General features: G+C 67.4%; 24 protein-coding genes. 16 read left to right on the forward strand and 8 right to left on the reverse strand.

Features of this window, described 5'->3' with window-relative positions; all coding sequences use genetic code 11:
* The first annotated feature begins 195 nt into the window (after positions 1-195).
* Genes AC13GI_RS17570 through AC13GI_RS17585 form a run of 4 tightly spaced genes read left to right on the forward strand, consistent with a single transcriptional unit; the run spans position 196 to position 3047 of the window.
* The gene (locus AC13GI_RS17570) at positions 196-777 is read left to right on the forward strand and encodes a nitroreductase family protein (RefSeq protein WP_482996938.1); all 582 of its coding nucleotides are present in this window, start codon (positions 196-198) and stop codon (positions 775-777) included.
* Positions 774-1706: a 5'-3' exonuclease gene (locus AC13GI_RS17575; RefSeq protein WP_482996939.1), complete on the forward strand. Its 933-nt coding sequence runs from the start codon at positions 774-776 to the stop codon at positions 1704-1706. The genes AC13GI_RS17570 and AC13GI_RS17575 overlap by 4 nt, the downstream gene beginning before the upstream one ends.
* Positions 1703-2257: an NUDIX hydrolase gene (locus AC13GI_RS17580; RefSeq protein WP_049463930.1), complete on the forward strand. Its 555-nt coding sequence runs from the start codon at positions 1703-1705 to the stop codon at positions 2255-2257. The genes AC13GI_RS17575 and AC13GI_RS17580 overlap by 4 nt, the downstream gene beginning before the upstream one ends.
* Positions 2250-3047 (forward strand): N-formylglutamate amidohydrolase, encoded by a 798-nt coding sequence (locus tag AC13GI_RS17585; protein ID WP_482996940.1) that lies wholly within the window; start codon positions 2250-2252, stop codon positions 3045-3047. Before AC13GI_RS17580 ends, AC13GI_RS17585 begins: the two co-directional genes overlap by 8 nt.
* A 112-nt stretch (positions 3048-3159) precedes the next feature.
* Here AC13GI_RS17585 and AC13GI_RS17590 read toward each other — a convergent pair whose 3' ends face one another.
* Together AC13GI_RS17590 and AC13GI_RS17595 are read right to left on the reverse strand one after the other, a co-directional pair.
* Positions 3160-3831, reverse strand: a complete 672-nt coding sequence (locus AC13GI_RS17590; protein ID WP_482996941.1) for a DUF7716 domain-containing protein — start codon at positions 3829-3831, stop codon at positions 3160-3162.
* Positions 3828-5246 (reverse strand): MFS transporter, encoded by a 1419-nt coding sequence (locus AC13GI_RS17595; RefSeq protein ID WP_482996942.1) that lies wholly within the window; start codon positions 5244-5246, stop codon positions 3828-3830. The genes AC13GI_RS17590 and AC13GI_RS17595 overlap by 4 nt, the downstream gene beginning before the upstream one ends.
* A 106-nt stretch (positions 5247-5352) precedes the next feature.
* Here AC13GI_RS17595 and AC13GI_RS17600 point away from each other — a divergent pair, with 106 nt between their 5' ends.
* The gene (locus AC13GI_RS17600; protein WP_482996950.1) at positions 5353-6237 is read left to right on the forward strand and encodes a LysR family transcriptional regulator; all 885 of its coding nucleotides are present in this window, start codon (positions 5353-5355) and stop codon (positions 6235-6237) included.
* Positions 6238-6478: 241 nt separating this feature from the next.
* Here AC13GI_RS17600 and pip read toward each other — a convergent pair whose 3' ends face one another.
* Both pip and prmC read right to left on the reverse strand, forming a co-directional pair.
* Positions 6479-7420 (reverse strand): prolyl aminopeptidase, encoded by a 942-nt coding sequence (gene pip, locus AC13GI_RS17605; RefSeq protein WP_032977488.1) that lies wholly within the window; start codon positions 7418-7420, stop codon positions 6479-6481.
* Between the two features lie 49 nt (positions 7421-7469).
* Entirely contained in the window at positions 7470-8327 is an 858-nt protein-coding gene (prmC, locus tag AC13GI_RS17610) for a peptide chain release factor N(5)-glutamine methyltransferase (RefSeq protein WP_099820235.1), read from the reverse strand.
* A gap of 385 nt (positions 8328-8712) precedes the next feature.
* Between prmC and ahpC the strand changes: the two genes are divergently transcribed.
* From ahpC to AC13GI_RS17635, 5 genes are all read left to right on the forward strand, one after another.
* The gene (ahpC, locus tag AC13GI_RS17615) at positions 8713-9276 is read left to right on the forward strand and encodes an alkyl hydroperoxide reductase subunit C (RefSeq protein ID WP_025877950.1); all 564 of its coding nucleotides are present in this window, start codon (positions 8713-8715) and stop codon (positions 9274-9276) included.
* A gap of 233 nt (positions 9277-9509) precedes the next feature.
* Positions 9510-11102, forward strand: a complete 1593-nt coding sequence (gene ahpF, locus AC13GI_RS17620; protein ID WP_099820236.1) for an alkyl hydroperoxide reductase subunit F — start codon at positions 9510-9512, stop codon at positions 11100-11102.
* A gap of 81 nt (positions 11103-11183) precedes the next feature.
* Positions 11184-12149, forward strand: a complete 966-nt coding sequence (locus tag AC13GI_RS17625) for a LysR substrate-binding domain-containing protein (RefSeq protein WP_380650937.1) — start codon at positions 11184-11186, stop codon at positions 12147-12149.
* Between the two features lie 123 nt (positions 12150-12272).
* Positions 12273-12677 (forward strand): nucleoside diphosphate kinase regulator, encoded by a 405-nt coding sequence (gene rnk / locus AC13GI_RS17630; RefSeq protein WP_049468992.1) that lies wholly within the window; start codon positions 12273-12275, stop codon positions 12675-12677.
* A gap of 58 nt (positions 12678-12735) precedes the next feature.
* The gene (locus AC13GI_RS17635) at positions 12736-13692 is read left to right on the forward strand and encodes a transaldolase (protein WP_482996943.1); all 957 of its coding nucleotides are present in this window, start codon (positions 12736-12738) and stop codon (positions 13690-13692) included.
* Between the two features lie 550 nt (positions 13693-14242).
* On the opposite strand, the gene msrA is transcribed toward AC13GI_RS17635, so the two are convergent.
* Both msrA and AC13GI_RS17645 read right to left on the reverse strand, forming a co-directional pair.
* Positions 14243-14908, reverse strand: coding sequence for a peptide-methionine (S)-S-oxide reductase MsrA (gene msrA / locus AC13GI_RS17640; RefSeq protein WP_180166839.1), 666 nt, complete (start codon positions 14906-14908; stop codon positions 14243-14245).
* Between the two features lie 30 nt (positions 14909-14938).
* The gene (locus tag AC13GI_RS17645; RefSeq protein WP_380658369.1) at positions 14939-15202 is read right to left on the reverse strand and encodes a putative signal transducing protein; all 264 of its coding nucleotides are present in this window, start codon (positions 15200-15202) and stop codon (positions 14939-14941) included.
* Positions 15203-15329: 127 nt separating this feature from the next.
* On the opposite strand from AC13GI_RS17645, the gene AC13GI_RS17650 reads away from it, so the two are divergent.
* The 6 genes from AC13GI_RS17650 to AC13GI_RS17675 all read left to right on the forward strand — a co-directional run bounded on the left by AC13GI_RS17650 (position 15330) and on the right by AC13GI_RS17675 (position 20657).
* Positions 15330-17078 (forward strand): glutamine--tRNA ligase/YqeY domain fusion protein, encoded by a 1749-nt coding sequence (locus tag AC13GI_RS17650; protein WP_099820240.1) that lies wholly within the window; start codon positions 15330-15332, stop codon positions 17076-17078.
* A gap of 43 nt (positions 17079-17121) precedes the next feature.
* Positions 17122-17769: a hypothetical protein gene (locus AC13GI_RS17655; protein ID WP_099820241.1), complete on the forward strand. Its 648-nt coding sequence runs from the start codon at positions 17122-17124 to the stop codon at positions 17767-17769.
* Positions 17770-17819: 50 nt separating this feature from the next.
* The gene (locus AC13GI_RS17660) at positions 17820-18551 is read left to right on the forward strand and encodes a DUF6348 family protein (protein ID WP_099820242.1); all 732 of its coding nucleotides are present in this window, start codon (positions 17820-17822) and stop codon (positions 18549-18551) included.
* 96 nt (positions 18552-18647) lie between these two features.
* Complete coding sequence (locus AC13GI_RS17665) at positions 18648-19208, forward strand: nucleoside deaminase (protein ID WP_482996944.1); 561 nt, start codon at positions 18648-18650, stop codon at positions 19206-19208.
* A complete protein-coding gene (gene rlmM, locus AC13GI_RS17670) occupies positions 19192-20259 on the forward strand; it encodes a 23S rRNA (cytidine(2498)-2'-O)-methyltransferase RlmM (RefSeq protein ID WP_099820243.1) in 1068 nt (355 codons plus the stop codon). Before AC13GI_RS17665 ends, rlmM begins: the two co-directional genes overlap by 17 nt.
* Positions 20259-20657: an EF-hand domain-containing protein gene (locus AC13GI_RS17675; RefSeq protein WP_482996945.1), complete on the forward strand. Its 399-nt coding sequence runs from the start codon at positions 20259-20261 to the stop codon at positions 20655-20657. Before rlmM ends, AC13GI_RS17675 begins: the two co-directional genes overlap by 1 nt.
* Positions 20658-20885: 228 nt before the next feature.
* Here the strand turns inward: AC13GI_RS17675 and AC13GI_RS17680 are convergent, their stop codons facing one another.
* Entirely contained in the window at positions 20886-22067 is a 1182-nt protein-coding gene (locus AC13GI_RS17680; protein WP_482996946.1) for a UbiH/UbiF family hydroxylase, read from the reverse strand.
* Positions 22064-23269, reverse strand: coding sequence for a 2-octaprenyl-6-methoxyphenyl hydroxylase (gene ubiH, locus AC13GI_RS17685; protein ID WP_099820246.1), 1206 nt, complete (start codon positions 23267-23269; stop codon positions 22064-22066). Before ubiH ends, AC13GI_RS17680 begins: the two co-directional genes overlap by 4 nt.
* Between the last annotated feature and the right edge of the window lie 39 nt (positions 23270-23308).

Genomic DNA, 23308 nt, shown 5'->3' on the forward strand with positions numbered 1-23308 from the left:
CATGAACGGCGGCCCGGCAGTATTGCGTATCGTAAGCCGTGCAGGGCCTGCGAGGCGAGGGTAAGCGGGGCTCCGTGATCCGCCAGTGGCATGATGTTCATCACAGTTTGCTATTCAGGGGCCTGACGCGACACAAACGGCGTCATCTACCTCCCCGACTATAATCAGCGACCCGTGATGACCGGTTCAGACTCCATGCCCGACCCAGCTGCCCTGCTTGCCCTGGATGCCCGCCGTTCGGTGCCCTCGCGGCAACTGGGCGAGCCCGGACCAGACCCGGCCACCCTGCAGCGGATGCTGACCTCGGCGGTCCGCGTGCCCGACCACGGCAAGCGCGTACCGTTCCGCTTCCTGAGGATCGCCGGCGATGCACGTCACACTCTGGGCGACTTCCTGGCCGCGCGCAGCCGTGAGCGCGACCCGCATGCCGGCGATGCCGTGTTCGAGAAGGACCGCCAGCGCTTCAGCCATGCACCGCTGGTGATCGTGGTGGTGGCCAGCCCGCGCCCGGACCCGAAAGTGCCCGCGCAGGAACAGCTGATGACCGCCGGCTGCGTGTGCTTTGCCCTGTTGCAGGCGGCCCAGGCGCTGGGCTTCGGTGCGCAGTGGCTGACCGCGTGGATGGCCTTCGATCCCGCCGTGCACGCGCATCTGGGGCTGGCCGAAGGCGAAGGCATCGCCGGGTTCATCCACATCGGCACGCCCAAGGCCGAGGTGCCCGAGCGCGAGCGCCCGGACCCGATGGCGCTGCTGCGTGACTGGACCCCACCGGCATGACCCTGCCGGCACCGCCGCCGCTGTACCTGGTCGACGCCAGCATCTATGTGTTCCGCGCCTGGCATTCGCTGCCGGACGAGTTCCAGGACAGCCAGGGCTGGCCGACCAACGCCGTGCATGGTTTCGCCCGTTTCCTGCTCGACCTGCTGGAACGCGAACGCCCGCGGCACATCGCCATCGCCTTCGACGAAGCGCTGGACAGCGGCTTCCGCCACCGCCTGTACCCGGCCTACAAGGCCAACCGCGACCCGGCACCGGAAGCGCTCAAGCGCCAGTTCGTGCACTGCAAGGCGTTGTGCGCAGCGCTCGGCCTGGCGGTGCTGGCCCATCATGATTACGAAGCCGACGACCTGATCGGCAGCGCCCTGCATGGCCATCGCGCCAGCCATCGCGGCGTGATCATTTCCGCCGACAAGGACCTGTCGCAGCTGCTGCTCGACCACGACGAGCAATGGGATTACGCACGCAACCAGCGCTGGGACGTGGCCGGGGTAAAGGCCCGGCACGGCGTGCACGCGCACCAGATCGCCGACTACCTGGCGCTGTGTGGCGATGCGGTCGACAACATTCCGGGCATCAGCGGTGTCGGCGCCAAGTCGGCGGCCGTGCTGCTGGCCCATTTCGGCAGCATGGACGTGCTGTACGAACGCCTCGACGAAGTGCCGTTCCTGCGCCTGCGCGGCGCGGCGCAGATGGCGGTGCGCCTGCGTGAGCAGCGCGAGCATGCCCAGCTCTGGCGCCAGCTGACCACCATCGCACTGGACGCCCCACTGGAAGGCTGCCAGCCCGGCATGCCGCGCCAGGCGGCCGATCCGGAGCTGCTCGGCGGCCTGTGCCAGACCCTGCGCTTCGGCCCCATGACCCGCCGCCGGCTGTTCAATGCCGCCGGCATTTCCGACCCCGTTTCCACTTCCAGCGAGCCCGCATGAGCCAGCGCAATACCGAAGCACCGCGTGTCGTCTACGAAGGCAAGTACCAGCGCATGGTCGTGCGCGGCAGTTGGGAGTACAGCGAACGCACCCACGCCGGCGGCCTGGCCGCGATCATCATCGCCGTGACCCCCGAGGACAAGGTGCTGTTCGTCGAACAGTTCCGCGTACCGCTGCAGGCACCGACCATCGAGATGCCGGCCGGGCTGGTCGGCGACATCGATGCGGGCGAGTCCATCGAAGTTTCCGCGGTACGCGAACTGGAAGAGGAAACCGGCTGGACCGCCGAGCACGCCGAAGTGCTGATGATCGGTCCTACCTCCTCCGGTGCCAGCAGCGAGAAGATCGCCTTCGTCCGCGCCACCGGCCTGCGTCGCATCGGCGAAGGCGGCGGCGACGAGAGCGAAGACATCACGGTGCATGAGGTTCCGCGTACGCAGGCGGCCGCCTGGCTGGTGCAGAAAATGGCCGAAGGCTATGAAGCCGATGCCAAGCTGTGGGCCGGCCTGTGGATGATCGAGCACCATCTGGACGGCCGCCCCCGTGGCTGATGCCGGCCTGCACGCGCTGCCGGCGCTGCTGAGCGCCGACGACCCGACGATCTACACGATCCACCGGTCGCAGGGCGCCTCGCCGTTCCTGCTGCTGGCCGATCATGCCGGCCAGCAGGTGCCGCGTGCGCTGGCCGATCTTGGATTGCCGCAGACCGAACTGGACCGCCATATCGGCTGGGACATCGGCATCGGCGGCACCACCCGTGCACTGGCCAAGCGGCTGGATGCGTGGGCGATCGAGCAGACCTATTCGCGGCTGCTGATCGACTGCAACCGCCCGCTGGTTTCGCCCACGCTGATCCCCGAGGTCAGCGACCACACCGTGGTGCCAGGCAATGCCGGGCTGTCGACCGCGCAGCGGCAGCAGCGCATCGATGCGATCCACGCGCCCTACCATGCACGCATCGATGCCGAACTGGATGCGCGCCGCGATGCGGGACGGCCGACGCTGCTGGTGATGATGCACAGCTTCACCCCGGTGATGAACGGCGTTGAGCGTCCGTGGCACGCCGGCGTGCTGTACCACCAGGACACGCGCTTTGCCCACGCCCTGCTGCAGGCACTGCGCGATGAAGGCGACCTGGTGGTGGGCGACAACGAACCGTATTCGGTCAACCGCAGCAGCGACTACGCGGTGCCGGTGCATGGCGAAGGCCGTGGCCTGGTGCATGTGGAACTGGAGATCCGCCAGGACCTGATTGCCGATGAAGCCGGGCAGCAGGCATGGGCGGAGCGGTTGGCGCGGATTTTCAGCGCGTTGCAGCCGCGGTTGTTGGCGTTCGGATGACCGCATCCGCGCATGGCGTGGATCTACTGCAGCGCTGACGGACATCCGCATCCGGCGACAAACGAACGAGGCCGGTTCCCAGTAGATCCACGCCATGCGTGGATGATTTTCGTCAACGCAGCACGGGCGCATCCATCCACGGGAACGGCCTGAAGCCGTGCACCTGCACGGTCGCGCCGATCGCTGCAAAATCCTCCTTGATCGCCTGCGCGCGACGCCGATCCAGGGCTTCGCCCAGCACCAGCGGCAACGCGCGGCAGCGTGCCAACGCCTCGCCCACCGGAATATCCAACAGACGCGCCACGCGCTGTGCCGCAGCCTTGATCTGCTCGTCCGCACAGCCCGCCAGCGTCAACCCGAACGCGGCGAAGATGCCCGGCCCGACACCGGCGGCGCGTGCGGCGGCCTGCTCGACGGCACCCGCCTCGCCCAGTGCTTCATCGACACCGTCCACCTGCAGGAAGGCGTCGTACTCGGCGTAGTACGCCAACGCTTCGGCGTAATCGTGCAGGGAAGAAAGCGGACGCTGGCGCTTCTGCACATCCAGGACGTCAGCGAACGTGGCCGGTTCCAGGTAGGTCTTCAGACCCAGCGCCTGCGCGGCCTCGGGCACCTCACCGTCATCATCGAACGCGGCGTCTTCATCGGCCGGCAACCAGAAACGCGCCGCCAGCAGATCGCCATCGGTGGCGTGCACCCAACCGAATGACGCCCATACGTCGTGGTCGTCATTGCAGGCGGCAAACGCCTCCAGCGTCCGGCGAAGATCAAGCAATGCAATCATGCGTCGTTGGGCAGGGCGTCGGGAGAGCTGCAGTCTACCCGTGCCGGACGCAGGCCCAGCGCGATGACCACGCCGAGCGCGGCGAACAGCGCGGCACCGTACTGTGCATTGACCATGCCCTGCAGGGCATCAGCACTGGTTGCTGCCTGCGTACCGCGCGCGGCATTGGCCACCATCACCAGTACCGCCAGCCCCAACGCGCCGCCGATCTGCTGTGCGGTGGCGGCCATGCCGGAGGCTACACCCTGCTGCGGCCCCGGCACGCCCTGCCCGGCCACGATCCACATCGCCGTCCAGCTCATGCCCTGGCCGACGCTGAGCACCACGATGCCCGGCAGCAGCGGCCAGTAGCCGGCGCCGTGCGGCATCGCCAGCGCCACCGCGGCGATGCCGACGGCACCGGCGGCGAAGCCCCATGCCAGCACCTGTCGCGGCGAACGGCGCCGCAGCATGCGCTCGGCAATGCGGATGCCGAAGGTGCATACCAGCGTCGGCAGCAGGAAGGCCATGCCAGCCTGCAGCGGGCTCCAGCCGTAACCATCCTGGAAGTACAGCGCCAGGAAGTAATACTGCACGCCATAGCTGCTCATGAACGCGAAGGTCAGGCCGAGTGCTGCACGCAGGCCGGGCAGCCGCAGCAGCGCGAACTGCATCAGCGGGTCACGGCTGCGCTTTTCGATCTGCACGAACACTGTCAGCAGTACCGCGGAAAGCAGCAGGCAGATGAGCGTGGCCGGCGCGGTCCAGCCCCACTCCGGTCCCTGCACCAGGGTGGTGACCAGCAGGCTGCCGCCGGCGGTGACGGTGAGGCAACCGGCCAGGTCGAAGGAACGCCCGCGCACGCGCGGGCCATCGGCCGGCAGCCACGCGCCCGCGGCAACCGCACAGGCCGTGGCCAGTGGCACGATCACCGCCAGCACCGCCGGCCAGCCGAAGGCCTGGGTCAGCACGCCGCCCAGCAGCGTGCCCAGCGCCAGGCCCGCCGCACTGGCCATGCTCCAGATCGCCAGCGCGCGGTTGCGCACGGGGCCTTCCGCATACAGGGTATTGATCAGGGCCAGGGTGGCCGGGAACAGCAGCGCCGCACCGATGCCCTGCACCGCACGCGCCACAATCAGCAGCGTGGCGTTGGGCGCCAGCGCGCCCAGCAGCGAGGCCAGCGCGAACAGCAGCATGCCCAGCCGATAGAAGCGGCGCCGGCCCAGCAGATCGGCCGCACGCCCGCCCAGCAGCAGGCTGCCACCGAAGGCCACGGTGTAGGCGCTGACCACCCACTGCAGCTGCTGCGCATTGATCTGCAGCGCGCGGCCCATGTCGTGCAGGGCCACGAAGATGATGGTGGCGTCCAGGGCGATGATCAGCTGCGCGGTGGCCAGCAGGGTCAGCGCCCAGCGCGGGTATTTCAGGGGAGGCATGCGGCGCCCGGTTCGGAGGGGGGACGGCAGTCTCATTGATGCCGGTGCATCAATAAACCCCCTAAGTGCGATTTCTGTCATGATTTTCGGCATGAATGGATCCTCGATGGACCTCAATGCCGTGCGCATGCTGGTGCAGGTAGCCGAGGCGCGCAGCTTCACCGTGGCCGCCGGCCAGCTCGGCCTGAGCCAGTCCGGGCTGTCGCGCGCGATCGGCCGCCTGGAAGCCTCGCTGGGGGTGAAGCTGCTGCAGCGGAACACGCGCAACGTCGCGCTGACCCCGGATGGCCAGCAGTTCGTCGAGCAGGTGGGACCGTTGCTGTGCGGAATGGAGGACGCCGAGCGGCTGCTGGCCGACCGCCCCTGCATGCCGTCGGGCACGTTGAAGATCAGCGCGCCGTCGATGTTCGGGCGCAAGGTGCTGGTGCCGTTGCTGGGACCGTTGCTGCAGCAGCATCCGCAGCTGCAGGTGGAAGCGGTGCTCAGCGACCGGCTGGTGGATCTGGTGGAGGAAGGCTTCGATGCCGCCCTGCGCACCGGCACCATCGCCGACCAGCGGATGGTGGCGCGTCCGTTGAAGCCACTGCGCTGGGTGACCGTGGCCAGCCCGGCCTACCTGGCCGCGCAGGGCGAGCCGGCCGATGTGGCGGCATTGCAGGACCATGCCTGCCTGGCGGTGCGCAACCTGCGCAGCGGCCGGCTGGTGGACTGGCAGTTCCTGCAGGACGGGCAGCTGCGCGAGGTCACGCCGCCGACGCGGATGGTGTTCGACTGCGGCGACCCGTTGGTGGAGGCAGCCATTGCCGGCATCGGCATCGTGCAGGTGATGGATTTCGCCGTGGCCGATGCGCTGGCCGATGGCCGCCTGCAGCGCGTGCTGCAGCCGTTTGAAGGCCGCAGCCGCGCGTTGTCGTTGATCTATCCGCCGTCGCGGCAACACTCGCCGAAGCTGCAGGTGCTGGCCGAGGCGTTGCTCGCCGGGGATTGGTAGATCCACGCCATGCGTGGATACCGACCCGTAGTAGATCCACGCCATGCGTGGATACCGACCCGTAGTAGATCCACGCCATGCGTGGATACCGACCCGCAGTAGATCCACGCCATGCGTGGATGATTCAACGCGAGAGCAGCCAGGCATGGCCTGGCTCTACTGGGCCGTAGTAGATCCACGCCATGCGTGGATGATTCAACACGAGAGCAGCCAGGCATGGCCTGGCTCTACCACGACCCGATCAGGCGAAACTATCGGTGGCGCGCACCAGCGCGTCGACGTTCTCGGCTTCGAACGCCGAGTGGCCGGAGGCCGGGGTGATCTCCAGCTTCGCCTTCGGCCACACCTTGGTCAGGTCCCAGGCGTTGGCCAGCGGGCAGACCACGTCGTAGCGGCCGTGCACGATCACGCCCGGAATGTCGGCGATGCGGTGCGCGTCGCGCAGCAGCTGGTCTTCCACTTCGAAGAAACCGCCGTTGACGAAGTAGTGGTTCTCGATGCGGGCAAACGCCAGCGCGAAGTGCGGGTCTTCATGGCTGTTGATGAAGTCGTCGTCCACATGCAGGAAGCTGGTCGCGCCTTCCCACACCGCCCAGGCCTTGGCCGCATCCAGACGCGTTGCTTCGTCTTCGCTGGTCAGGCGGCGATGGAAAGCAGAGATCAGATCGTGGCGCTCCACCGCCGGAATCGGCTTCAGGTAGTGCTCCCACGCATCCGGGAACAGGCGGTTGGCGCCTTCCTGGTAGAACCATTCCAGTTCCCAGCGGCGCAGCATGAAGATGCCGCGCAGCACCAGTTCGGTCACGCGCTGCGGATGGGTTTGGGCATAGGCCAGCGCCAGGGTCGAGCCCCAGCTGCCACCGAATACCTGCCAGCGATCGACCTTCAGGTGCTCGCGCAGCTTCTCGATATCGGCGACGAGGTCCCAGGTGGTGTTGTCCACCAGATCGGCGTGCGGGGTGGAACGACCGGCGCCGCGCTGGTCGAACAGGATGATGCGGTACTTGGCCGGGTCGTGGAACTGGCGCATCTTGTCGCTGCAGCCGCCGCCCGGGCCACCATGCAGCATCACCACCGGCTTGCCGTCCGGGTTGCCGCACTGTTCGAAGTACAGCGTGTGGCGGTCGTCGACCTTCAGGGTGCCGACGTCGTAGGGGGTGATGGCGGGGTACAGCGTACGCATGCTTGCAGCTCCGTGGTGGTGCCCTGCCCTTGGCAGGAGAACCCCCATTCTAGGCCGGTCGCCGGCCCAGGGTGACCCGGTCGCGCTGCTCCAGGTCCTGCACGGTCTGCACGTCGCTGTAGCCGGCCTGCTCGAACAGCGCGCGGATGGCATCGCCCTGGTCCCAGCCGTGCTCGATCAGCAGCCAGCCGCTTGGCTGCAGGTGGTCGGCGCCGCCGGCGACGATGCGACGGATGTCGTCCAGCCCATCCACGCCGGAGGCCAGCGCGGTGGCCGGTTCGAAGCGCAGGTCGCCCTGCACCAGGTGCGGGTCGTCGCTGGCGATATACGGCGGGTTGCTGGCGATCAGATCGAAGCGTTCGCCGCGCAGCGGCGCGTACCAGTCGTGACCACCTTCGGCAAAACGGACGTTGCCCAGCTCGTGGCGCGCGGCGTTGCGGGCCGCCACCGCCAGCGCAGCGGCACTGGCGTCGGTGGCCAGTACCTGCGCCTGCGGCCGCTCGCTGGCCAGGGCCAGGGCGATGGCGCCGCTGCCAGTGCCGAGGTCGGCCAGTTGCAGCGCGCGGTCCGGTGGCAGGCGGTCCAGCGCCAGCTCCACCAGCAGTTCGGTCTCCGGGCGCGGAATCAGAGTGGCCGGGTCGACCTCCAGGTCCAGTGTCCAGAAGCCACGGTGGCCAGTCAGGTAAGCCACCGGTTCACCCGCAAGGCGACGGCCCAGCAGGGCCTTGAAAGCGGCCTGTTCGGCGACCGGCAACGGATCGGTGGCATGCGCGAACAACCAGCTGCGCGGTCGCTCCAGCACATGCAGCAGCAGCAGTTCGGCCTCATGGCGGGCGTCGACGCCGCCCAGCCGGGTACTCGCGTCGGTCACGACTTGGCGCAGGGTGGGTTCGGGTTGCAGAGACATCCGGCAATTGTAGAGCCGAGCCGATGCTCGGCTGCTTCTGGAACAGCCGAGCGTAGGCTCGGCTACAGGTCCACAGCCGAGCGTGGGCTCGGCTCTACGGATCCACAGCCGGGCATGGCTCGACGCTACAACATGCTGGAATCCGTTCAGGTTCCGCCAGAGGGGATAAAGAGGGGCTATCAGCGCTCTTCACACGTCCAGGAAGATTTTCCTTGTCACACAGGCAGTTGCAGGATGGACGTGGCCGGGTTCAGTGCCTGCTCATTTGATTTTGATAGCCTGTATCTATCAAATAGATGCAATCAATGCATTGTCCTTATCGAAATGGAACCGGTAACCTAGCTCCTGTCGATTCACCCACTCCCCTTCACCCAGAGGAAAAACGATGTCCCTGATCAACACCCAGATCCAGCCGTTCGAAGCCAATGCTTACCTGAATGGCGAGTTCATCAAGGTCTCCGACAGCACCCTGAAGGGCCAGTGGTCGGTCCTGATCTTCATGCCGGCAGCCTTCACCTTCAACTGCCCGACCGAGATCGAAGACGCCGCTGACCATTACGCCGAGTTCAAGAAGGCCGGCGCCGAGGTCTACATCGTCACCACCGACACCCACTTCTCGCACAAGGTCTGGCACGAAACCTCGCCGGCCGTCGGCAAGGCCCAGTTCCCGCTGGTCGGCGACCCGACCCACCAGCTGACCCGCGCCTTCGGCGTGCACATCGAAGAAGAAGGCCTGGCCCTGCGCGGCACCTTCATCATCAACCCGGAAGGCGTGATCAAGACCCTGGAGATCCACTCCAACGAGATCGCCCGTGACGTCTCCGAGACCCTGCGCAAGCTGAAGGCTGCCCAGTTCACCGCCGCCAACCCGAACCAGGTCTGCCCGGCGAAGTGGAAGGAAGGCGAAAAGACCCTGACCCCGTCGCTGGACCTGGTCGGCAAGATCTAAAGCAGTACCCGCAGTACCGGCCTGCCGCAGCCCCACGCTGCGGCGCGCCTTTCATCCCCGTGCCGGTCCCCCCGCCGGCGTGGGGGTGAACCCAAGACAGCCAACGCGCGCCAGCCTTGGCCAGCCAGCCCCTTCCACGGTCGCTGTCTTGGGTTCACCCCTACCCCCTCGCTGGTCCGCTACCTTCTACAGCGGTGCCACGCCCCCGTTTTGCCTGAAGCCAGGAGAAGACCATGTTGGACGCCAACCTGCAGTCGCAGCTGAAGACCTATCTGGAGCGCGTGACCCGCCCGATCCAGATCACCGCGCATGCCGACGACGGTGCCAAGTCGCAGGAGATGCTGGACCTGCTGCAGACCCTGGAAAGCCTGTCGGACAAGATCTCGCTGCAGGTGCTGCGTGATGGCCAGGGCCGCGTGCCGTCCTTCGACCTGGGCACGCCGGGCCAGGACATCCACCTGACCTTCGCCGGCCTGCCGATGGGCCACGAGTTCACCTCGCTGGTGCTGGCCCTGCTACAGGTCGGTGGGCATCCGTCCAAGGCCACCGCCGAGCTGATCGAGCAGGTGCAGAACCTGGAAGGTGAATACAAGTTTGAAACCTACTTTTCGCTGTCCTGCCAGAACTGCCCGGACGTGGTGCAGGCGCTGAACCTGGCGGCGGTGCTCAACCCGCGCATCCAGCACGTGGCCATCGACGGTGCGCTGTTCCAGGAAGAAGTCGAGCAGCGCGAGATCATGTCGGTGCCGACCGTGTACCTCAACGGTGCGGTGTTCGACCAGGGTCGCATGACGCTGGAGCAGATCGTGGCCAAGCTGGACACCAATGCCAGCAAGCGCGATGCCGAGAAGATCGGCGCCAAGGACGCCTTCGACGTGCTGGTGGTCGGTGGTGGCCCGGCCGGCGCCGCTGCGGCGATCTACGCCGCGCGCAAGGGTATCCGTACCGGCATCGCCGCCGAGCGTTTCGGTGGCCAGGTGCTGGACACCATGGCGATCGAGAACTTCATTTCGGTGAAGGAGACCGAAGGCCCGAAGCTGGCCACGGCGCTGGAGCAGCACGTGCGCGAATACGAGGTCGACATCATGGACCTGCAGCGCGCCACTGCGCTGGTGCCGGCCGGTGAAGACGGCCTGGTGCAGGTGCAGCTGGAAAACGGCGCGGTGCTGAAGTCGCGCTCGGTGATCCTGTCCACCGGCGCCCGCTGGCGGCAGATGAACGTGCCCGGCGAAGACCAGTACCGCAACAAGGGCGTGGCCTACTGCCCGCATTGCGATGGCCCGCTGTTCAAGGGCAAGCGCGTGGCGGTGATCGGCGGTGGCAATTCCGGCGTTGAAGCCGCCATCGATCTGGCCGGCATCGTGTCGCATGTGACCCTGCTGGAATTCGATTCCAGCCTGCGCGCCGACGAAGTGCTGCAGAAGAAGCTGCGCAGCCTGGCCAATGTCACCGTGCTGACCAGCGCGCAGACCACCGAAGTACTGGGCGACGGCAGCCGCGTCACCGGTCTGGTCTACAAGGACCGTGTCGGCGGCGATTCCCATCGCGTCGAACTGGAAGGCATCTTCGTGCAGATCGGCCTGCTGCCGAACACCGAGTGGCTGAAGGACACCGTGGCCCTTTCGCCGCGTGGCGAGATCGTCATCGATGACCGCGGGCAGACCAATCTGCCGGGCGTGTTCGCCGCGGGTGATTGCACGACGGTACCCTACAAGCAGATCATCATCGCGATGGGCGCCGGTTCGACCGCCGCACTGAGCGCTTTCGATCACCTGATCCGCTCCTCGGTTCCCAAGAGCAGCGGTGCGGTGGCCGAAGCGGCCTGATCCAACGTTCCCAGGCCATCGGGAGCACCATCAACCGGCGGGGCAACGCCCTGCCGGTGCAGTACCCCGAGAGGTCTGAGGATGAACCTGCGTGACCTGAAATACCTGGTGGCCCTGGCCGATCACAAGCACTTCGGCCGGGCCGCCGCCTCCTGCTTCGTCAGCCAGCCGACGCTGTCGACCCAGATCCGCAAGCTGGAAGAAGAACTGGGCCTGCCGCTGGTGGAACGCGCGCCGCGCAAGGTGATGTTGACCCCTGCAGGCCAGGAAGCGGCCGCGCGGGCACGGGTGATCGTGTCCGAGGTGGAACAACTGAAGGAAGCGGCGCGGCGCAGCCGTGATCCGGAAGCGGGTACCGTGCGCCTGGGGATCTTCCCGACCCTGGGCCCGTACTTGCTGCCGCACGTGATTCCGCGCATCCGCAGCCGCTTCCCCGAGCTGGAACTGCTGCTGGTGGAAGAAAAGAGCGATGTGCTGCTGGAGCGCCTGCGCGAAGGCAAACTGGACGCCGCACTGTTGGCGCTGCCAGTGATCGACGACCAGCTGCATGCCGAATTCCTGTTCGAGGAGCCGTTCCTGCTGGCCGTGTCAGGCCGCCATCCGCTGGCCACGCGCGAGCATCTGGACGTACAGGAACTGGCCACACAGAAGCTGCTGCTGCTGGAAGACGGCCACTGCCTGCGTGACCAGGCGCTGGAAGTCTGTCGCCTGTTCGGCGCCAATGAAAAGTCCGAATTCCGCGCCACCAGCCTGGAAACACTGCGACAGATGGTCGCTGCCGACGTCGGCATCACCCTGCTGCCCAGCCTGTCGGTACAGCCGCCGGTGCCGCGCTCGAACAACATCCGCCTGCTCGACTTCGTCGGCGAGGGCCGTCCCAGCCGGCGCATCGCCATGATCTGGCGCCGCAGCTCGGCGATGAACGAGTTCCTGATGGAGCTGGCCGAGCAGTTCAAGCGCCTGCCCGATGCGCTGTTCACGCTGGAGGCGCTGGCCCCGGCAAACGGCGATGCCGCCACCCCGCCCACGCCGGTGCTGAACGGCTGAGACACCGCAGCCGGGCCTTGAAACCGCCGGGAGTCGATTCCGGCCGCATTTGTCCCCACAATACAGTCAGGCGGCGCCAGCAGGTGCCGCCTTTTGCATGGCTTTCAACCAAGGAGCGTCACCATGAACACCGCCAGCGGCCTGCCGCCGTCGATCACTGTTTCCACCCTCGACATGGACCGCCTGGACGCCATGCTCGAATCTCCGGCACACAGCCAGACGCCGGCCGCGCGTGCGCTTGCCGACGAACTCAACCGGGCGACCGTGTTGCCGCCAGACCAGATTCCCGAAGGCATCGTCATGATGCATTCGCGCGTGGAGTGCGAAGATGAAGTGTCGGGCGAGAAGCATGTCCTGACCCTGGTCTTCCCCCGAGAAGCCAATGTCGATGAAGGCAAGGTGTCCGTGCTGGCGCCCGTCGGCAGCGCCCTGCTTGGCCTGGCCGTGGGCCAGAGCATCGACTGGACCGCCCCCGGCGGCCGCAAGCTGCGGCTGCGCGTGAGCGCGGTCCACAACGACCGTCCCTGACCTGCGCTGCGCACCGCGCGCGATCAGTTTCCCTGCAATCCCCGCATCAGGAGCCGTAATGAGTACCCCGTCCAAACTGTCCCAGCTGCGCGAACTGTCCGTGGTCGTTGCCGATACCGGTGACTACGAGGCGATCAAGCGCCTGCAGCCGGTGGACTGCACCACCAATCCGACCCTGGTGAAGAAGGCGCTGGACCTGCCGGTCTATGCGGAACTGATCGAACGCGAACTGGCCTGGGGCCGCCAGCAGGGCGGCGACCGCGAGACCGTGGTGCACGCCGTGGCCGACCGCCTGACCATCGGCGTCGGCGCGCTGCTGAGCACGCTGGTACCAGGCCGCGTGTCCACCGAAGTGGATGCCGACCAGGCCCATGACACCGCCGCGACCGTGGCCAAGGCCCGCCAGTTCATCCAGATGTACGCCGATGCCGGCGTTCCGCGCGAGAAGATCCTGATCAAGATCGCCGCGACCTGGGAAGGCGTGGAAGCCGCGCGCGTGCTGCAGGCCGAAGGCATCGACTGCAACCTTACCCTGATCTTCAACCCCACCCAGGCACTGGCCTGCAGCGAAGCGGGCGCGTTCCTGATCTCGCCGTTCGTCGGCCGCATCCTCGACTGGTACGTGGCCAACGGCCAGACCCCGGCGAACATCGACGAGGACCCGGGCGTGGTGTTCGTGCGTGGTGTGTATGCCGAATTCAAGCGCCGCGGTTCGCCGACCGTGGTGATGGGTGCCTCGTTCCGTTCGACCGCGCAGATCGAAGCGCTGGCCGGCTGCGACCGCCTGACCATTTCGCCGGACCTGCTGGAGAAGCTGGATGCCGACCACGGCGTGCTGCCGCGCAAGCTGGTGGCCGGTGCCGCTGAGGCGGTGCAGGTGACGCCGATCAACGCGGCGAAGTTCGCTGCGGACCTGGCGGCCGATCCGATGGCAACCGAGAAGCTGGTAACGGGTATCGATGCGTTTGCCAAGGATCTGGAAGCGCTGCGTCAGCGGATCCGCGAGGCACTGTAAGGGTTCCGGCCAACGGCTGAGCCCCTCGTGGCGGGGGGCTTGGTCGCGAACTGCATGAAGCAACAGCCGCGCTGGGTCGGGCGGGTTGGATTCGCGGGGGACGCCGTGAATCCGTCCATGGAGGCTTGGCCGCGGCATCCATGCCGCGGACACCCCCGCGAACCCAACCCGCCCGCCCTCTGACAGTTTCCTGCGGCGGTCCGCCACGGAAGAAAGAAAAGAAGAGCAAAAGCGGGTCGCGCGCTGCGCGTGCTCACAAACAAAAAGGACGCGGCGAATGCCGCGTCCTTTTTGTTTTCTATCAGGTCGTCAGTAACCCAATGCTCTTGCCCACCGTCACCGGGAAACTGTCGAAGGCGGGACGGGTGCAGATGGCGGGACCGTCCACGGCATGGATGCCGTGGCCGAGCCCCCAGGGATGGGTTTACGGCGTGTCCCGCCATCTGTACCCGTCCCGCCAAACCCACAGCAACCCAGAGCCGCTTTGGCTTTGGCTTTGGCTTTGGCCGTTGCTTTCAGCCTCTGCCCGCCGCAGGCGGACCACCGCGCGTCAGCGCGGCACCTCCACATCCAGCCCGATCGGGCAGCTCACGCCTGTACCACCAATCCCGCAGTAGCCGTTCGGATTCTTCGCCAGGTACTGCTGGTGATAATCCTCGGCGTAGTAGTACTCCGGCGCCGGGTACACGATCTCGGTGGTGATCGGCCCGTATCCGGCCGCAGCCAGCTGCGCCTGGTAGGCCTCGCCGCTGGCCAGCGCCGCCGCGTACTGCGCCTCGTCGGTGGCGTGGATCGCCGAACGGTACTGGGTGCCGGTGTCGTTGCCCTGGCGCATGCCTTGGGTCGGGTCATGGCTCTCCCAGAACAGCTGCAGCAGCCGCTCCAGGCTCACCACCGCCGGGTCGAACACCACCTGCACCACCTCGGTGTGGCCGGTCAGGCCCGAACAGACCTCTTCATAGGTGGGGTTCGGGGTGATGCCGCCGGCATAGCCCACCGAGGTGCTGTACACGCCCGGCTCGGTCCAGAACTTGCGCTCGGCACCCCAGAAGCAGCCCAGCGCGAAGCGGATCTGCTGCAGGCCGGCGAACCGGTCCTTCAGCGGATGGCTGTTCACGAAGTGCTGGTTGCTGTGCAGTGGCAGCGGTTGCTCGCGGCCCGGCAGCGCTTCTTCCGGGCGCGGCAGGCGCTGCTTGAAGGCCCCGATGCCGAGGATGCCCTGGCCAATTCCCAACATGATGCGCTCCTACGCCGGAAGGCCGGCAATGTCGTCTACATCTGAAATGGGGTCGCCGGGGGCGTGGCCCAAGTCCAGCGCGGCGACGATGTCCTCGGCCTGCGGGCGCGCGGCGTCCGGGATCCCGACCCGCAGCACGCCGAACAGCGGCAGCTCGCCCATGCCACCCAACAGCGACTCGCCGAACACGAACGCCGGGATGCCGGCGTCTTCCAGCGCGTGCTTGACCAGGTGGGCGTCGAACAGATTGTCGGCCTTGTACACGATGTGCATGGGGCGGCTCCGTGGGACAGGATTCCAGCATACGCCCGGGGGCTGAATGGTGCCGCTGCGGCAACCCGGGCAGCCCTTCCCGGTAAGCGTTAGACTGGCAATCTTTCTGCCTTTCTTTCGCCGACTCATGTCAGAGCACACCCCCGCCAGCCCCGAGACCCCCGCCGACAGCCACGAGAAGCGCGATTTCATCCGCCAGATCGTGCGCGAGGACCTGGCCAGCGGAAAGCACCAGGCGATCAAGACCCGCTTCCCGCCGGAGCCGAACGGCTACCTGCACATCGGCCATGCCAAGTCGATCTGCCTGAACTTCGGTGTCGCCGGTGAGTTCGGCGGCGTCTGCAACCTGCGTTTCGACGACACCAACCCGGCCAAGGAAGACCCGGAGTACGTGGCCGCGATCCAGGACGACGTGCGCTGGCTGGGCTTTGAATGGAACGAGCTGCGCCACGCCTCGGACTACTTCCAGACCTACTACCTGGCCGCCGAGAAGCTGATCGAACAGGGCAAGGCCTACGTCTGCGACCTGTCGGCCGAGGAAGTGCGCGCCTACCGCGGCACCCTGACCGAGCCGGGGCGTCCCTCGCCGTGGCGCGAGCGCAGCGTCGAGGAAAACCTTGACCTGTTCCGCCGCATGCGTGCCGGTGAATTCCCCGATGGCGCGCGCACCGTGCGCGCCAAGATCGACATGGCCAGCGGCAACATCAACCTGCGTGATCCGGCGCTGTACCGCATCAAGCACGTCGAGCACCAGAACACCGGCAACGCGTGGCCGATCTACCCGATGTACGACTTCGCCCATGCACTGGGCGATTCGATCGAGGGCATCACCCACTCGCTGTGCACGCTGGAATTCGAAGACCACCGCCCGCTGTACGACTGGTGCGTGGACAACGTCGACTTCGCCCACGATGACGCGCTGACCCAGCCGCTGGTCGACGCCGGCCTGCCGCGCGAAGCGGCCAAGCCGCGCCAGATCGAGTTCTCGCGCCTGAACATCAACTACACGGTGATGAGCAAGCGCAAGCTGATGGCGCTGGTCACCGAACAGCTGGTGGACGGCTGGGAAGACCCGCGCATGCCGACCCTGCAGGGCCTGCGCCGCCGTGGCTACACGCCGGCGGCGATGCGCCTGTTCGCCGAGCGCGTGGGCATCAGCAAGCAGAATTCGATGATCGATTTCAGCGTGCTGGAAGGCGCGCTGCGCGAAGACCTGGACAGCGCCGCACCGCGCCGCATGGCCGTGGTCGACCCGGTCAAGCTGGTGTTGACCAACCTCGCCGAAGGCCACGAAGAGCAGCTGACCTTCAGTAACCATCCGAAGGATGAAAGCTTCGGTACCCGCAACGTGCCGTTCGCACGTGAGCTGTGGATCGACCGCGAGGACTTCGCCGAAGTGCCGCCGAAGGGCTGGAAGCGCTTGGTTCCCGGTGGCGAAGTGCGCCTGCGCGGCGCCGGCATCATCCGCTGCGATGACGTGATCAAGGATGCCGACGGCACCATCACCGAGCTGCGCGGCTGGCTGGATCCGGAATCGCGCCCGGGCATGGAAGGCGCCAACCGCAAGGTCAAGGGCACCATCCACTGGGTCAGCGCGGTGCACGGTGTGCCGGCCGAGATCCGCCTGTATGACCGCCTGTTCTCGGTGCCGAACCCGGACGACGAATCGGAAGGCAAGACCTACCGCGACTACCTCAATCCGGAATCGCGCCGCACCGTCACCGGCTATGTCGAGCCGGCGGCTGCCACCGCTGCGCCGGAACAGTCGTTCCAGTTCGAGCGCACCGGCTACTTCGTTGCCGACCGCCGCGACCACACCGAAGCCAAGCCGGTGTTCAACCGCAGCGTGACGCTGCGCGACACCTGGTCGGCCTGATCGGATAGGCGGGCACCTGAACGGTGCCCGCTCTCGAGCCGCCATGCTGACAGTTCTGTCTTTCCTGTTCTGGCTGCTGACCGGGCACGCGGTGCTGGTCTTCTTCGCCGCGCTGCTGCTGATCGGCCTGGTATCGTGGCGCCGCCGCCGCCCTGGCTTCGCCCTGGTCGTGTTCCCTCTGGCCCTGCTGAACATGATCGTCGGGCAGTTTGCCAATGCCGCCTTCCTCAACCTGGCCGGCGAACCGGGCGAGGCGATCATCGTGCGGACTGAACAGACCAGCTCGCAGTTGAACGAACAGTACATCTGGCGTTACGAGGTCGTGCTGCACACGGCCGACGGCCGCGATGTCGAAACGGTCATGCATACTGATACGGCAGCCCTGTGGCCGCTAAGCAATGCGATCCGCATTCCAGGGGCCAACCAACCTTTTGCAGTCAAGTACGTCAACGGTTTTGCCCGCAACTTCGTCATCCTCACCGAGCAGTCGCCTTATGGCATTGCCCAGGCCCGCGCACGTGCGCGCGAACGGGTCGAGGTGGCCGCGCGCAAGCTGCATTTCAGCCCGGACAACGCTGGGTTCCGCGCGGACTATCGACGCGAGCTGGAGACCTGGCTGCGCGACCATGGCAACGATCCGCAGCAGCAATCCGACGCACGGCGATATCGCGCCGAACTCGACGCTCTGTAACGCCAGCCCTGCCCGGCGGCTGCGCCCCACCCTGCAAACCAGGTGCCCCGATGACCACGACCGCTTCTCCCCTCCTGCCGCTGCTGCACCAGGTCCTGCTGGGCCGTGACATCGCCTGCACCGTCGAGGGCGACGACCTGCGACTCGACAGCGGCCTGCAGCTGACGCCACACAGCGTCGCCAGCAACGAACGCGACAACGGCGGCTGGCAGACCTCCACGGTCATCGAGACCCGCCACGCCGGCCTGTTCGCCGATGGCCTGTTCGAGTACCAGCACGCCAATGGCGCGACCGAACAGGAATCCCTGCTGTCCGGCTTCGACACCTGGGTGCGGGTGGATCTGGCGACCCTGCAGGCCGCCGTCGGCGCCGAAGACGCACCGGATCTGCCGATGATGGGCCTGACCTACCCGACCGGCGACGAAGGCCAAGAACACGAGCGCACCGTGGTGCTGGGGCCGCTGGCCCATTACCGCGCCCGCGAACTGGACGACGCTGCCGCGTGCAGCGAGGACGACCACGGTTCCTGCCCCTGCTGCCTGTTCACCAAGAGCATCGACGCCTTCGACGACCTGCTGAAGGCCCACCACTTCCTGGCCATCCGCCTGTTCGCGTCGCGCGACGAGCAGGGCCAGTGCGAAGCCGACTGCCGGGTCAACGGCCATGACTTCGCCCCTGCCCTGCCGCTGCTGCGCGCCTACGCCGCGCGCTGGCCGCAGGCGGGGCTGGAGTTCCGCAAGCAGTACGTGGTGATCCGCACCGGCTCACCGTCACCGGCCTGAATCCAGCGCGCACGCCCGGTACATGCCACTGCCGCTACACTGCGCGCCGACATCTGTTGCACCTGTTCCTTTCACTCCCAACGAGGCACCCCCGCGATGCTGTACGCGCAAGTCCACCTGACCCTTCCCGCCTGGATCCACGACCAGATCGACCTGGATCGTCGATATCCGGGCGACGAGGCCAAGGTCGCGCTGGCGATCGAGCTGTCGCGGTTGAATGTCGACCACGCCAGTGGCGGCCCGTTCGGCGCCGTGGTGTTCGGGCCGGATGACAAGGTGATCACCGCCGGCGTGAACCGGGTGATGCCGCATTCGACCTCGCTGGCGCACGCCGAGAACATGGCCTACATGCTGGCCCAGCAGCGCCTGCAGACCCCGCGCCTGAACGCGGTGCTGTCGCCGATCACCCTGGCCACCAGCTCGCAGCCGTGCTGCCAGTGCTACGGCGCCACCGTGTGGGCCGGCATCGACCGCCTGCTGATCGGCGCCAGTTCGGCCGACGTGGAAGAGCTGACCCCGTTCGATGAAGGCCCGCTGCCGGCCGACTGGGTGGGCGAACTCAACAAGCGCGGCATCGAGGTGGTGCAGGGTCTGAACCGCGATGCGGCGCGCAGCGTGCTGCGTACCTATGGGGAAAGCGATGGCGCCCGTTACTGAGACCGGCATCGGCCTGCTGTGCCTGTGCCGGCAGGGCTTCGAGCCGGAGCTGGCCGGCGAACTGCAGTTCCGCGCAGGCGCCGCCGGTTTTGCCGGTTACGCCCGCACCCAGCGCAATGATGGCTACGTGCTCTTCATGTGCGACGAAGCCGCGGCGCTTGCACCGCGACTGCCGTGGCGCGAGCTGATCTTCGCCCGCCAGAAGCTGGTGGTGCTGGCCGAGCTGCCGCAGCTGGACCCGGCCGATCGCATCACGCCGATGCTGGAGGTGCTGGCCGATGCGCCGCGCTTCGGTGATCTGTGGGTGGAGCATCCCGATTCGGATGCCGGCAAACCGCTGTCCGGGCTTGCGCGTGCGTTCGGCAATGCCCTGCGCCCGGCGCTGCGCAAGGCTGGCAAGCTCAGCGACAAACCCAACGCACGCCTGCCGCGCCTGCACGTGGTGTTCGTCGATGGCACGCACGCCTTTGTCTGCGTGGCCAACCCGGACGACAGCGCCCCCTGGGCACTGGGCATTCCGCGCCTGAAGCTGTTGCCGGACGCACCCTCACGCTCGGCATTGAAGCTGGACGAGGCACTGCTGACCCTGCTCGCCCCGGAAGAACGCGAAGCGCTGGTTCGCCCGGGCATGCGCGCGGCCGACCTCGGCGCGGCACCGGGCGGCTGGACCTGGGTACTGACCCGCCAGCACGTGCATGTGCTGAGCATCGACAACGGCCCGCTGCGCCAGCACGTACTGGACACGGGCCTGGTCGAGCACCTGCGTGCCGACGGCTTCCACTGGCATCCGGAACAGCCGCTGGACTGGATGGTCTGCGACATGGTCGAGCAACCGCGTCGCGTCGCCGAACGCATGGCCACCTGGTTCCGCGAGGGCTGGTGCAGGCACGCGATTTTCAACCTGAAATTGCCGATGAAGAAGCGCTGGGACGAGACACGCCTGTGCCTGGACCTGTTCCAGGACCAGGCCGGCAAGCCGCTGGTGGTGCGTGCCAAGCAGCTGTACCACGACCGTGAGGAAATCACGGTGCTGGCGTCGCCGCTGCGCTGATGAACGCCACGCGCATTTTCCAGCTGCTGAGTACCGCGTTGCTGGCATCGCCGGCACTGGCACAGCCGGCGCGCCCGCAGCCGGCGCAGAGCGCTCCGCTGCGCGATGACAGTGGCGTGGTCCGCCAGCAGTCACTGTCGGCCGGCCGCGTGACCGGCAGCGTCGACATCGTGGTGCCGCTGGGCGAAACCCCGGTAACGGTGCGTTCGCTGGCGCCGGCCAGCGTGGTCGGCCAGTACCGCCTCCATTTCGCCGAGCTGGACGTGGACGGTGATGGCTTCATCAGCCGTGAGGAGGCGCAGGTGAATCCGGCGCTTGCCGATGAGTTCAACGCATTGGACGTGAAGCGTCGCGGCACGCTGGACCGCGCCGATCTGGCCGGTTGGCTGGTGGATTGAGGCCACTGCGGTAACGGTATCCACGCATGGCGTGGATCTACCAACGACGAAGGTAGCGCCGGGCCATGCCCGGCGGAATCCATGAACCGTGCTGCGTGCTACCGGCGGATGATCCGGCGCACGCGCGCCAACCAAGGTTGGCGTCTACTCGCGATCTTCATCCACGCATGGCGTGGATCTACCCGCTCGATTCCAGTAGATCCACGCCATGCGTGGATGCGCCGTCGGTCACACCCCTGCGGCGCGCTTCCAGAACGCCTGCACCAGCGGCGGCCACTTGCCCGCACAGCCCAGCGCGCGGCCACGCGCCAGGGTCAGGTGCATCTCGTCGTTGGAGAACAGCCGGTTGATCGCGTCGAAGCTGTACGCGGCGATCTGGTTGTCGCTGCGACGCTCACGTGCCCAGCGCTGCAGACGCTGCGGCGACAACCGGGGTTGCCCACGCCGTTCGGCGGACGGCGCCAGCCAGTGCTGCAGGGCGGCGACGTCGCGCAGGCCGAGGTTGACGCCCTGCCCGGCCAGCGGATGCACCACGTGGGCGGCATCGCCCAGCGCCAGCACGCGACCGGCAACGTAGTGGCGGGCCAACTGCCGGCGCAGCGGGAACGCCGCGCGCGGCGAGGCCAGCCGCAGCTCACCCAGGCGTGCGGCGAAGGCACGGGTCAGTTCACGATTGAATGCGTCGTCGTCCAGCGCCAGTACGCGTGCCGCCTCATCGTCGGGCAACGTCCAGACGATGGAGCTGCGGCGCTCGGCCACCGGCAGCAACGCCAGCGGACCGATCGGCAGGAAACGCTGCCAGGCCGTCGCCTGGTTGGGCAGCTCGCTGTCCACATAGGCGACCACCCCGCGCTGCTGGTAGTCGTGGCGCTCGACCTCGATCCCGGCCAGTCCGCGCAGGGTCGATTCCGCACCGTCGGCGGCCACGGCCAGCGCGGCTTCGATGCGACGGCCATCATCCAGGCGCAGGCGCACACCGTGCTCGTCCTGCTCAAGCGCTTCCACGCGCGCCGGGCAATGCAGCTCCACGCCTGCGGCCGGCAGCGCCGCCCACAGGCGATCCTGCAGCAAGCCGTTCTCGACGATGAAACCCAGTTCGCGACGGCCGAAACGGTCCGCGTCGAACAGCAGGTCGTCGCCACCGGCTGCGTCCCACACCTGCATGCGCCGGTACGGCCAGGCCCGCGCCTGCGCGATCGTCGGCCACACGCCGAGTCGCTGCAGCAAATGCACGTTGTCGGCGGCGAAGGCGAACACCCGCAGATCCGGCTGTGCGGCCTGCCACGGTGCAGGCTCGCGTCCTTCCACCAGCGCCACGGCAAGACCAGCATCGGCCAGGGCCAGCGCGCAGGCAGCGCCGACCACGCCGCCGCCCACAATGACCACGTCCAGGCGTGCGCGCCGGTTCATGCGGCTTCTCCACGGCACAGGCGCGGCACGTCGCCACGGAAGCCCATTGCACCGCCAACCAGCATCGACTGCACCGAGGCGCGCTGTGCGGCGACCAGGCCCAGGCTGCGCAGGGGGCGCAGCAGCGGCGCCGGATTGCTGGTCAGCCGGGCAAGACCGCCGGAAAACGCCACCGTCTGCCGCCGATCTTCTTCGCGGCGGGCCACGTAGGATCGCAGCAGTGCGTCGCTGCCAGCATCGCCCTCCACTTCCAGCAGCTCGGCCAGCGTCAACGCATCGCGCAGGCCGAGGTTGAAGCCCTGCGCACCCAGCGGGTGGATGGTCTGCGCGGCGTTGCCAAGCAGCACCGTGCGCTCCCCCACCAGCGCGCGCGCCAGTACCTGGATCAGCGGATAGGCGCTGCGCGGACCAGAGTCGAGCAGGCGACCCGCACGCCAGCCGATAGCCTGCTGCAGGCGCTGCAGCCACGCGCTGTCGTCCAGCGCCATCACCGCCTCGGCCTGGTCACGGGCAACGCCATGCACGGTGCCGAAATGGCGGTCGCCACGCGGCAGCAGCGCCGTCGGCCCGGTATCGGTGAAGCGCTCCCAGGCGGTGCCATCGGGGGCACGCTGGCTGCGCACGCGGGCCACGAACAGCGTCTGCTGGAAATCGTGGCGATCGACCTCGATGCCCAACGCATCGCGTACGCCGCTGCTGGTGCCGTCGGCACCGACCACCAGCCGCGCCAACAGCATGCGCTCGCCGCTGTCGTCGGCCACCCGCACCTGACGGTAGCCGTCAATCACCTCGCCCAGGCCAAGGAAACGCATCGGCCGGTAGCGGCGCAGCCGTGGCAGCTCCTGCAGCCGGCTTTCCAGTGCCTGGCCGAAATCACGCGCGACCACCACCTGGCCGAACCACGGCCTGTCGTAATCGGCAGCATCGAGCTGCACGCGGCCAAAATCACCGGCGCGGCTGACATGGATGCGGCGGATCGGGCCGGGCGCCATCGACAGCTTCTGCATGACCCCCAGCGCGGTCAGCGCGTTGATCGTGGCGGCAGCAAAACTGAGGTTGCGCTGGTCGAACACCGCGGGCAGCTCGCCGGCCGGACTGGCTTCGAGCAGGCCCACGTCGCGGCCCAGGCGGTCCAGGGCGATGGCCAGGCTGGCACCCACCAGACCGCCACCGACGATCAGCACGTCATGTCGTTCACTCATGGGCGCATGATACGCGCTCGCCGTGCCGGCATGCCCGGC

Source organism: Stenotrophomonas sp. 82F1 (assembly GCF_056861525.1).